Source organism: Nitratireductor lacus (assembly GCF_056431025.1).
The window spans coordinates 38,607-49,581 of the sequence record NZ_JBWKMB010000009.1; the positions used below are offsets into that span (position 1 = coordinate 38,607).

A 10,975-nucleotide genomic window follows, 5' to 3' on the forward strand; every position below is an offset into this window, starting at 1 on the left:
ATGTTTAACGACTGCAAGACAATGGCACAGAAGGCATCGCGCTGGATGCGCCACATGGGCGTGGCGGCTGCCGCGCTGGCAATCACCGGCGGGGTCGCGATGGCCCAGGAGCTGAAGAAGGTCACGGTGGTTCTGCCGGGCTCTTCCGCGATGGCCTGGTATCCGATGATCGTCGCGCAGCAGCGCGGGTTCTTCAAGGAAGAAGGCCTCGACGTCACGATCAAGAGCCTGGATGGGTCGGGCGCCGTTCTTCAGGCCATGGAAGCCGGCCGCGCCGAATTTGGCGCGCCTGGACCCGGCCCGGTGCTCAATGCCGTTGCGCGCGGCGCTGACGTAAAATTCTTCTACAATCTGTTCTCGCGCGGCCTGTTCGTGCTTGCCGGTGACCGCAATGACGGCATCGAGAGTGCAGAAGGCCTGCGTGGCAAGCAGATCGGCGTGTCCACGGCCGACGGCGCCGAGGTTTCGTTCGCCCGCAGCGCGCTTGCATCCGTGGGTGTCGGGCCGGACGAGTACAAGTTCGTGACCATCGGCCAGGAAGGCATGGCCGTGACGGCGTTCGATCGCGACACGATCCACGCTTTTGCGGCATCCTTCACCGGTATCGCGGTGCTGAAGGACCGTGGCGTCGACGTGGTCGACCTCACGCCCGAGGGGCTTGACCTGTTCGGCAACGGTCTGGCTGTTCGTGGGGAGATCTACCGTGATAACCCGGAGATGGTGGCCGGTTTCGCCAAGGCGATCCACAAGGCAACCAAATGGGGCATGGAGAACCCGGAAGGCGTTCTGGAAGACGGCGAAACCTACAACCCTCAGGAAGTGGAACGTCGTGAATATGCACGCGCGCTCCTCGACACGGTGAACCAGCAATACGCGCCCATCGGCAATAACACGCTCGGCTACCTGCCGGAGAGCGGCTGGAATGCATGGCACAAGAGCCTGCTCGACACGGGAGAGCTCGATAAGGCGATCGAGGATCTGTCGGTCGTCTACACCAACGAGTTCGTCGAAAACCTGGAGGCCAAGTGATGCATGATGTGCGGTCGGACGGGGACGCGATCCTTCGTCTTGATAATGTAAACAAGCATTACCGCCGCGCACGATCAGGCCAGGCTGACATCATCCATGCCGCCAAGGATGTGTCGTTTGAGCTGGAGAGGGGCCAAATGGCCTCTCTCGTCGGCGCGAGTGGGTGTGGCAAGTCGACTGTTCTGAAGATGATTGCCGGCCTGATCCCGCCGACGGGCGGAGAAATCACGCTCAGAGGCGAGGCTTTGACCGGACCGAACGAGCATATCGGCATCATGTTCCAGCAGCCCACGCTTCTGCCCTGGCGCAGCGTGATGGAAAACGTGCTGCTTCCCATCGAAATCCGCGAGGGTCGAAAAGCGGCAAATGCTGCGCGCGAACGCGCGACGCAGCTTCTCGAGATGGCGGGGCTTGCCGAGTTCGCCAATGCGGTGCCATCGGAGCTTTCCGGCGGCATGGCGCAGCGCGCGGCCATTTGCCGAATGCTGGTGACCCAGCCGGAAATCCTGCTCCTGGACGAACCGTTCGGCGCTCTCGATGAATTCACCCGCGAGCAGATGAATGTCGAGTTCGAGCGGATCTGTCGTTCGCGCGAGGCCACGGCCATAATCGTCACCCACTCCATCCAGGAAGCGATCTTCCTGGCGGATTCCGTGTTCGTGATGTCGCCGCGACCGGGCCGGATCGTCAGGCGCATCGACATCGATCTGCCGCGTCCGCGTACGCCCGACATGATCACCGGCAACCGCTTCAACGAATATGTCCGCGAAATTCACGACCTGCTGTTCGGAAGCGGAGAGGGGGCCAGCCATGACTGACAAGGAAACCGTCGATCCAGAGGTGCTGATCGCGCTTGCCGAGAATGAACGCAAGACGCTGATCGAGCGCACGCCGCAATGGCTGCTCGTCTTGCTGTTCGGCGCGGCCGTTGTCACGGTGTGGCATCTGGCCGTCACCTATAGCGGCATCTCGCAGCTTGTTCTGCCGGGGCCCTATCAGGTTCTGCAGGATCTCATCTTCACGCTCAACAACCTGTTCACCGGCGGTTATGTGGCCCATGCCACATGGATCACGCTGGTCGAGGTTGTCTTCGGCTTTCTGCTGGCTTCGGCGATCGGTCTTACGCTCGGGATGATCATCGGCGCGACCACGTTCGGCCGCAAGGCGATCATGCCTTATGTGGTGGCGATCAACACCATGCCGAAGGTCGCCTTCGCGCCGCTGTTCGTGGCGTGGTTCGGCTTCGGCATTGAATCGAAGATCATGATGGCCGCCTTCATCTCGTTCTTCCCGGTGACGATCAACACGGCGGCGGGACTGGCGGCGACCGACAGCAACATGTCCATGCTGTTCAAGTCTCTCGAGGCAAACCGCTGGCAGACGCTCATCAAGCTGCAGATGCCCTATGCAACGCCCTATATCTTCGCCGGCCTCAAACTGGCGGCGGTGTGGAGCGTGATCGGTGTTGTCGTCGGCGAGTATATGGGTGGTGGCGAAGGGCTGGGCGAGCTGGTCCGTGTCGCGGCAAGTCAGCTGCGCGTCGGCCGTGTTTTCGCACAGATCCTTCTGCTCAGCCTGATGGGGCTCTCGGTGTTCGGCTTCGTGACACTGCTCGAGCGCTATTTTGTGCGCTGGAGGCGCTAGGACCTCTTCGTCAGGTCTCGGTTCCTGAGACCGCCCGCATCCGTTTCAACGCGGATGCGGGCGTTTCTGTCAGTGAAAACCTTTAGCAGGCCCCGGCGCCGGAAACCGCCAAAAGCCATCCGGTGTCACGTTCGCAAATATTCGAGTGTCCGCATCACGCCGCGCAGTTCGGCCAGCCCTTTCAGCCTGCCGATACCCGAATAGCCGGGGTTCACCCGTTTGCCGAGATCGTCCAGTATCGCATGCCCATGGTCGGGGCGCATGGGGATCTGCCCGCCACGTCGCCTCTCTTCATCCATCAGGGCGGCCACCACGGCAATCATGTCCGTGTCGCCTTCCAGATGCTCTGCTTCATGGAAAGAGCCGCACGGCTCCCGTTTCACGTTGCGCAGATGCGCGAAGTGAATGTGCGGTCCGAGAGCCTTCGCCATGGCCGGAAGGTCGTTTGCCGGGTTCGCCCCCAGCGAGCCGGTGCAGAAGGTCAGGCCGTTTGCCTCTGAGGGGACAGCCTCGAGCAGCGCCTTCAGGTCGCCATGCGTGGAAACGATGCGCGGCAGGCCAAACAGCGGGAACGGAGGGTCGTCGGGATGGATCGCCATCACCACACCTTCCTCCTCCGCCACCGGCATGATTTCCCGGTGGAACTCTGCCAGATTTTCGCGCAGACCATCGGCAGAGATGTCGCGATAAGTATCCAGCATGCGCCGGAAGCTCTCGCGGTCATAGACGAATTCGCGGGCCGGCACCCATTCGATGAGATTTCGCTCCAGCCGCGCCAGATCGCTTTCGCTCATCGTCCTCAGGCGCTCGCGCGCAGCCTCCACCCGCTCGGCCGGGTGGTCCGCCTCGGCGCCCGGACGCGCGAGGATGAAGACATCGTAGACACAGAATTCGACTGCATCGAAGCGCAGCGCCGTCCCGCCATGGGGCATCGGATAGTCGAGATCCGTCCGCGTCCAGTCGGTGATGGCCATGAAATTGTAGCAGATGGTGCGCACCCCGGCGCGGGCGACATTGCGGATCGAGGTCTTGTAATTGTCGATCAGCGCGCGAAAGTCGCCGCTGCGCGTTTTCACATGCTCATGCACTATGACGCTTTCAACGACCGACCATTCAAGGCCGGCCTGTTCGATTTCGTGCCTGCGCTTGTCGATCTCGTCCTGCGGCCAGGCGCGACCGTCATTGAGATGATGCAGGGCGGTGACGATGCCCGTCGCACCTGCCTGCCGCACATGGGCGAGCGTCACCGGATCGTCCGGACCGAACCAGCGCCAGGTCTCTTTCATTGGGTGATGTCTCCTCGAGCGTAATGGGCAAGGGTCGCCGAAACGCCATGATCCGCGATGCGCTGACAGGCTTCGAGGACGGCAGGCAGGTATCGGTCGACCCTGTCGAAACGGGCAGCCTGAAGAACAGCAGCGACGGTGTCAGCGGGACTGGTCGTCTTTGCGATGGCCGCTTTCAGCGCCTCATCCAGCGGATCGGTGAAGGCCGGCGGCTCGCTCCTGTCTGCGAGCGCTGTAATCCAGAGTGCAACACCGGCTGCGAGATGCGGTGCGTCTTCGCTTGCGTGCAGCCGTTCCAGCAGCGGATTGATGAAGCGCTGCGGCAGTTTCTGCGAACCGTCATTGGCAATCTGCGCCGTGCGATGGCGCAGCGCCGGGTTGGCGAAACGGTCTGCAAGCCGGGCCATGTATTCGTCCGGCTTCAGGCCGGCCTCTCCCGAGAGAGTCTGAGCGGATTCCCGCCATAGCCCTTTTACGAAATCATGGATAACCGGATCGGCAAACGCGTCCGCCACGGTTTCGCGCCCGAGTAGCTGTCCTGCATAGGCGATGGCCGAATGCGCACCGTTCAAAAGCCGAAGCTTCATCTCTTCGAAAGGGGCGACATCGGCCACCATCTCGACGCCATGGCGTTCCCAGGCGGGCCTGCCCATCGGGAAATTGTCTTCCACCACCCATTGCATGAATGGCTCTGTCACCACGGGCCATGCATCTTCAACGCCGAGTGCCTGCGCAACCCTTTGGCGGTCGTCACCGGTGGTTGCCGGAACGATGCGGTCCACCATGCTCGAAGGGAAGGCGACATTTTGCTCGATGTAGCGGCCCAACTCGGGATCGCGCATGGTCGCAAACTCGATCACGAGGCGGCGCAGCGTTTCCCCGTTCGCTGGCAGGTTATCGCATGAAAGGACAGTGAAGGGCGGGATGTCGTCAGCCCTTCTTCGGGCGAGGGCTTCTGTCAGAAAACCCAGTATGCCGGTCGGCCGGTCGGGATTGGCGAGGTCCGCCGCAACTGTCCGGTCCTGCGTGTCGAGGCCGCCATCCGGCTTTTGCGGATAGGCTTTCTCGGTCACGGTCAGCGTCACGATGCGCGTTTGCGGATCGCTCATCGCGGTAAGGACAGCCTGTGGGTCTTCCGGTGCAACCAGCACCTTCATCACGGACCCGATCACTTTCAGCGTTTCGCCGGAACCGTCTTTCTCGGCGAGTGTGTAGAGCCAGTCCTGCGGGGCCAGCGCATCGCGCATGGTCGGACTGCGGAGGGAGACGCCGATGATGCCCCAATTCGTGTCTCCCTCCGCAAGACAGGCATCCACATAAGCGGCCTGATGGGCGCGATGAAACGCGCCGACGCCGATATGCACGATGCCCGCGCTCAAACCCGCCGGATCATATCCCGGGCGCCCGACGGTTTCGGGCAGTTGTGAAAGGCGGGTGCGATTGAGACGGTGCGCCGTCACGGTCTAGCCGAGCCTCTGGCTTGTCTCTGCATCGAAGAGGTGCGCCTTGGCCGCCTGAACGCCAAGGCGCACTGTGTCGCCCGCGCGGATGTTGACGCGATCACGAAGCTGCGCCGAGACGATCTGCTCTCCCACGCGAACCTGAACCAGCGTTTCAGAGCCCGTCGGCTCGACATTGGTTGCAACGGCCTCAAAACCTTCGCCATCGTCCGCCAGGTGGAGATGCTCCGGCCGGATGCCATAGACCATCTTGCCTATTGCCGGCGGTGCGCCTTCGAACGGCAGTTCCGCTCCGGCTTCGACGCGAACGCTCTTGCCGCCATCGGCAATGACACCCGGCAGAAGGTTCATCGAAGGCGAGCCGATGAAGCTTGCCACAAAGGTGTTGTTCGGGCGGTCGTAAAGGTCCAGCGGCGCGCCGACCTGCTCCACGATGCCGTCGCGCATGACGACGATCCGGTCGGCCATGGTCATGGCCTCGATCTGGTCATGCGTGACATAGACGGTGGTGGTCTTCAGCCGCGCGTGAATCTCCTTCAGCTCGGCGCGCATTTGCACGCGCAGCTTGGCGTCGAGATTGGAAAGCGGCTCGTCGAACAGGAAGACCTGCGGATTGCGCACGATGGCGCGGCCCATGGCGACGCGCTGGCGCTGACCGCCGGAGAGCTGGCGCGGATAACGGTCGAGATAATCGGCGAGGCCGAGAATGCCGGCGGCTTCACGCACGTGCTGGTCGATCTCGTCTTTCGGGCGTTTGGCGAGCCTGAGCGAAAAGCCCATGTTCTCGGCAATCGTCATGTGCGGATAGAGTGCGTAGTTCTGGAACACCATCGCGATGTCGCGGTGCTTGGGCTCCACATCATTGATGACGCGCCCGCCGATGCTGATCGTGCCGCCGGAAATATCCTCAAGCCCGGCAATCATCCGCAGCAGGGTGGACTTGCCGCAGCCGGAAGGTCCGACCAGAACCACGAACGCGCCATCCGGCACGTCGACGGTTACGCCCTTGATGGTTTCGAGCTGTCCGTAGAATTTGCGGACATCCTGGATGTCGACTGAAGCCATGGTTACCTCGAGGCGTAAGCGGGGTGTGACGTTGAAAGAGCCTCCGCAACGCGGATTGCGGCAAGAAGGCTCAGACCGGTGTGATATCCGGGGTCCAGATCTGGCGTGGCGGGCACATAGTCGGTGGGGCCATCCGCCGTGCGGGTCTGGTAGGCAATGGCCGGCGCACCGCGCCAGTAATATTCAAAGAATGCGCTGTCCGCCTGCTGCCAGATGGCGAGACTGTCGGCGCTGCCGGTCAGCTGATGGCAGAGCGCGGCGGTGCGGATGGTTTCCGGCAGCGACCACCATGGCCGGTAGGGGCTGAGCTTTTCGCCGGACGAAACCGAGACGGTGAGATGCAGCCCGCATTCGGCAAAGCTTGCCCGAAAGGAAGCGATCAGGATGTGCTCCAGCGTGGCGACCAGCGCAGGGTTCGTGCGAACGGGTGCGTGGTCCAGCGCAAAGCCTGCAAACTCGATGCCGTGTCCGACATTGCAGTCATCGCCGCCGGGCACATTGCGCAGCAATCCGGTTTTCTCGTCCAGATGGTTCTCGATGACATGATCGATGAAACGCTGCGCATAGGCGGCGTGATCTGAAAGGCCACAGCGTTCCAGCATGCCGGCAGCGCCGAGCAAGATCATGCGCGGCCCGAAATCGTCCGGTTCGCTGGCGAGCGCTTCGCCCCCCAGAGGCTTCTCCTCGCTCATCTGGAAGCGGCCATCCTCGATTGCGGCAATCACATCGGCGAGATAGCGCAGATACCCGGGCAGTTCTTCAGGCGCATAGCGGGCTGCCGCAGCCACCAGTCCCTTGGCGGCGAATGCGTCGGAATAGGTGAACACGTCTCCTGCCGGTTCCTGAGCGGTCACCGCGCCATCGCCATCCGCACGAACAGGGCGAAGCCCGGCATCATAGCGAAAATAGACATGGCCATCGCGCGCCTGAAGCTCCTTGATGCGCGCGAAGAGCGAGCGCCCGGCCTCATCGAGCCGCCGAGACAGCGCCGCATCGCGCGTCTCGAAGAAAGCCGCATGGCTGACCAGCGCTTCGAGACCACGCCCCTGAATCCACCCATAGGTGTAGTCGGGCCCGCGCAGACCGTCGGCGTCGCCATAATCGGCAAGCGTCAGGCTGTTGACCTTGGTGTTCAGGAAGCCCGCCCCAAGCCGGGGGCGATCCAGCATCCATCGGAGCGTACCGGCATTTGCCGATGCATAGCGGTCGGCTGCCTCAGGAAAGAAGGCGTTCTCAGCGATCATTCCTTCATCCCCGTGCTGGCGACGCCCTGCACGAAGTTGCGACGCAGGATCACGAACAGGGTGATGGAGGGCACGAGCACGGCCGCAGATGCTGCACTCAGCCGGCCAAGATCGACGGTGAAGCCGGTCTGGAAGAGGGCGAGGCCAACCTCGATCGTGTAGCTGTCGCGCGTCGTCGTCACGATCATCGGCCAGGCGAAGGAGGTCCATGCCTGGAAGAAGGCGAGAACGGCGAGCGCTCCGAGCGCGCCGCGCAAGAGCGGCAGGACGATCTTCCAGAAGATCCAGAACTCTCCCGCCCCGTCGATGCGCGCGGCCTCGAGCAGTTCGTCTGGAATGGAATGCATCACGTTCTGGCGGATCAGGAAGATGCCGAAACTCATGACCAGATAGCCAAGCAGCAGGCCCCAGAGGGAATTGAGCACACCCAGCGCCTGGGCCTGGAAATAGAGCGGGATCATATAGACCTCGAACGGCACGATGGCCGTGGCGAGGATCAGGATGAAGATGATGTTGAGCGAGCGAAACGGAAACTTGGCCAGGACATAGCCGGCGATTGCCGAGGTCATGACAATCGCCACCATGGAAAGGGTGGAGAAGGCGACGCTGTTGAAGATCCACATCGGCAAGGGCGTGTCCGCCAGCACCGAGCGGAAGTTCTCCAGCGTCGGATCGGTGGGGATGATGCGTGGCGGCCAGGCGACGATCTCCTCAGGCGTCTTGAAGGCGTTCGACACCAGAAACACCAGCGGCAGGATCATCAGAATCGAGAAGCAGAACAGGAACACATCGATGGCGAAGTCGATGAGCTTGCCCCGGGTCTTCATGCGCCCGCCGGCTTTCGGGCGTGGTGTGGAAGCGGCAATTGTCTGTGTCATTTCCGCCCCTTTTCCCGAAGAAGACCAAACTGGATGAGTGTCAGCACGAGGACGATGGCCAGAAGCACCACGGCTTCGGACGCGGCATAGCCGACGCGATAATTGCGAAAACTGTTTTCAAGCATGTCGAGCACCAGAACCCGAACCTGTCTGCCGGGTGCGCCCTGCGAATCCGATGCAAGCACGAAGGCCTGCGCATAGACATTGAAGCCCGAGATCAGCGTGACAACTGAAACATAGAGCGTAATCGGCTTCAGCATCGGCACCGAGACATGCCAGAAACGCTGCACGCCGGACGCGCCATCAAGCTTGGCAGCCTCGAAGAGAGAGACCGGAAGGTTCTTGAAGCCGACAAGATAGATCAGAACGGCATAACCGAGCGCCTGCCAGGAACACAGAACGATAATGCAGATCACCGAAAGAACGGGGTCGAAAAGCCATGCCTGCGCCGGAATGCCGAAGAATTCCAGCAAAGCGTTAAGCGGGCCGAGCTTGGCGTCGAAAATCCATTTCCAGGCCATCGCCGCCGGCACCAGCGAGACGACATGCGGGATGAAGACCGATGTCTCGTAGAACCCGGAGAAGCGCGAATGCGTGCGGTGGTGGATAAGCCCGGCGATCACCATGGCGGTGGGCACCGTAAGAATGACCACGCCGAAAGCGATGATCGACGTGTTTGTCAGGGCGTTCAGGAAGAGCTGGTCCTGAAACAGCTCGCGGAAATTCGCCAGGCCGATGAACGGTTTGTTCTTCGACAGGATGTTCCACTGATGCAGGCTCAGCCGCAGTGTCTCGACGATCGGGTACATGCGCACCCAGGCAAAGATCGCCAGCGTCGGTAGGATCGCCAGAATGGCAAAGCGCCATCGCTTTTGTTGCAGCATTTTGTTCCCGTCCGCCTGAAGTCACAGACCGGAAACGGCGCGGACGCCGTTTCCGGGATGATGGTATCGTTGAAGCGCCTAGTCGGCGAGAAGGCCTTCGCGCTTCAGGATGTTGTTGGTCTCTTCGGCAGCCTTTGCGAGCATCGCATCGATCGCGGCGTCATCTTCGGCAAGCGAGGCATCGCCATAGGCGTTGGTAAGCTGGGCGGCGAGACGCGTCAGCACCTCCTCGATCGGACCGATGGCCGGCAGGGTGAAGAACTTGTAGCCGTCCGGATAGTCGACGAATGCGCCATAGGCGGGAACCTTTTCCGTGACGACACTATAGTCGACGCCAGAACGGTTGGGCAGCCAGCCGACATTGTCCAGAAGCCAGACCAGGTTCTCCGGTTCGTTGGCGGCCTGCACATAGGCCCATGCGGCCTCTGCGTCCTCACCCTCGACGGAGTTCACATAGAGGTTGGCCGGCAGGGCGATGGAGCCGACCGGCAGCGGCGCGGTCGCATAGTTCAGGTCCGGAGCCTTGGCCGCGATGTCGGCGATCACCCAGGATTCGCGGATGAACATCGCCGTCTGGCCGCGCTCGAAAGCCTCGGCGTCTGCCGGCATTTCAGGCGTCACAGTCTTCAGCACATGCACGTTCTCGAGATACTGCTTGAGTGCCTTGCGGCCGGCCTCGTTGGCGTAGTTCGCCTTCCACTTGCCGTCGCTCACTTCCTCGATGACCGAGCCGCCATACTGGAACAGGTTGATCCAGAACTTCTCGGCAATGCCCTGGCCGCCGCCCGAAAGGCGCAGGCTCCAGCCTGAAACGGTCGCCTTGCCGTCAGCGTCGCGCTGGGTCAGTTTCTCGGCGTAATCCGTATAGGCCTCCATGGTCTGCGGCGGCTCTTTGAGGCCGGCTTCCTCGAACATGTCGACATTGTAGAAAAGCGCGCCCTGTCCGCGGAAAAGCGGAACGCCATAAACGGTGCCGTTCTTGGAGGCGGCATCGACGAAGAAGTCGCCGAAATTATCGCTGTTGGTGACGAAGTTCGCCACGGCTTCCGGTGCCGCCGGCAGCAGGTCGTTTTCGATGTAGCGGCTGGCCGTGGAGCCCGCGAGCTCGATCACGGTCACGCCGGCAGAGCCGGAGGTGAGGCCGAGCGCAATGCGCTTCTCATGTTCGCGCAGGGCAATCGCTTCAACGTTGACTGTGAGGTCAGGATATTTTTCCTTCAGCCCTTCCGCCACGTGCTCGTAGAACGGCGCCATTTCAGGGTAGCCGCTCCAGACATTGATGGTCTGGGCAAATGCGGAACCGGAGATCGCGGCAATCGCCACCCCCAGTGACAGCGCCGCCACCCGAGCCGTGAAGCTCGAGCTGCCGGATTTTGTGTTGCTGGACCTGTACGCTCTCATCTTTTGTTCTCCCTTTCGACGTGAGCAGACTGCAATTTCGTTCCCAATGAAAAACTGCCATGCAACCGGTTGCGCGTCAAGCCG

10 protein-coding genes are annotated in these 10,975 nt (G+C 61.8%); 3 read left to right on the plus strand and 7 right to left on the minus strand.

The features are described 5' to 3' along the window. The 3 genes from AC07E3_RS09290 to AC07E3_RS09300 are packed head-to-tail and all read left to right on the plus strand — an operon-like array spanning nt 1 to nt 2,673. Nucleotides 1-1,029, plus strand: coding sequence for an ABC transporter substrate-binding protein (locus AC07E3_RS09290; protein ID WP_478361396.1), 1,029 nt, complete (start codon nt 1-3; stop codon nt 1,027-1,029). Beyond that, entirely contained in the window at nt 1,029-1,847 is an 819-nt protein-coding gene (locus AC07E3_RS09295) for an ABC transporter ATP-binding protein (RefSeq protein ID WP_336071364.1), read from the plus strand. The genes AC07E3_RS09290 and AC07E3_RS09295 overlap by 1 nt, the downstream gene beginning before the upstream one ends. Then, nucleotides 1,840-2,673, plus strand: a complete 834-nt coding sequence (locus AC07E3_RS09300) for an ABC transporter permease (protein ID WP_336071363.1) — start codon at nt 1,840-1,842, stop codon at nt 2,671-2,673. The genes AC07E3_RS09295 and AC07E3_RS09300 overlap by 8 nt, the downstream gene beginning before the upstream one ends. Before the next feature lie 125 nt (nt 2,674-2,798). Here AC07E3_RS09300 and uxuA read toward each other — a convergent pair whose 3' ends face one another. The 7 genes from uxuA to AC07E3_RS09335 all read right to left on the minus strand — a co-directional run bounded on the left by uxuA (nt 2,799) and on the right by AC07E3_RS09335 (nt 10,891). Then, nucleotides 2,799-3,959: a mannonate dehydratase gene (uxuA, locus tag AC07E3_RS09305; RefSeq protein ID WP_478361399.1), complete on the minus strand. Its 1,161-nt coding sequence runs from the start codon at nt 3,957-3,959 to the stop codon at nt 2,799-2,801. After that, entirely contained in the window at nt 3,956-5,419 is a 1,464-nt protein-coding gene (locus tag AC07E3_RS09310) for a mannitol dehydrogenase family protein (protein ID WP_478361401.1), read from the minus strand. The genes uxuA and AC07E3_RS09310 overlap by 4 nt, the downstream gene beginning before the upstream one ends. A 3-nt stretch (nt 5,420-5,422) precedes the next feature. Then, nucleotides 5,423-6,484: an ABC transporter ATP-binding protein gene (locus AC07E3_RS09315; RefSeq protein ID WP_478361403.1), complete on the minus strand. Its 1,062-nt coding sequence runs from the start codon at nt 6,482-6,484 to the stop codon at nt 5,423-5,425. Between the two features lie 2 nt (nt 6,485-6,486). Then, nucleotides 6,487-7,728: an AGE family epimerase/isomerase gene (locus AC07E3_RS09320; protein ID WP_478361405.1), complete on the minus strand. Its 1,242-nt coding sequence runs from the start codon at nt 7,726-7,728 to the stop codon at nt 6,487-6,489. Continuing rightward, nucleotides 7,725-8,555 (minus strand): carbohydrate ABC transporter permease, encoded by an 831-nt coding sequence (locus AC07E3_RS09325; protein ID WP_378597181.1) that lies wholly within the window; start codon nt 8,553-8,555, stop codon nt 7,725-7,727. Before AC07E3_RS09325 ends, AC07E3_RS09320 begins: the two co-directional genes overlap by 4 nt. A 47-nt stretch (nt 8,556-8,602) precedes the next feature. Further along, entirely contained in the window at nt 8,603-9,490 is an 888-nt protein-coding gene (locus tag AC07E3_RS09330; RefSeq protein ID WP_007007211.1) for a carbohydrate ABC transporter permease, read from the minus strand. 78 nt (nt 9,491-9,568) lie between these two features. Beyond that, nucleotides 9,569-10,891: an extracellular solute-binding protein gene (locus tag AC07E3_RS09335; RefSeq protein WP_478361407.1), complete on the minus strand. Its 1,323-nt coding sequence runs from the start codon at nt 10,889-10,891 to the stop codon at nt 9,569-9,571. Nucleotides 10,892-10,975: the final 84 nt, after the last annotated feature.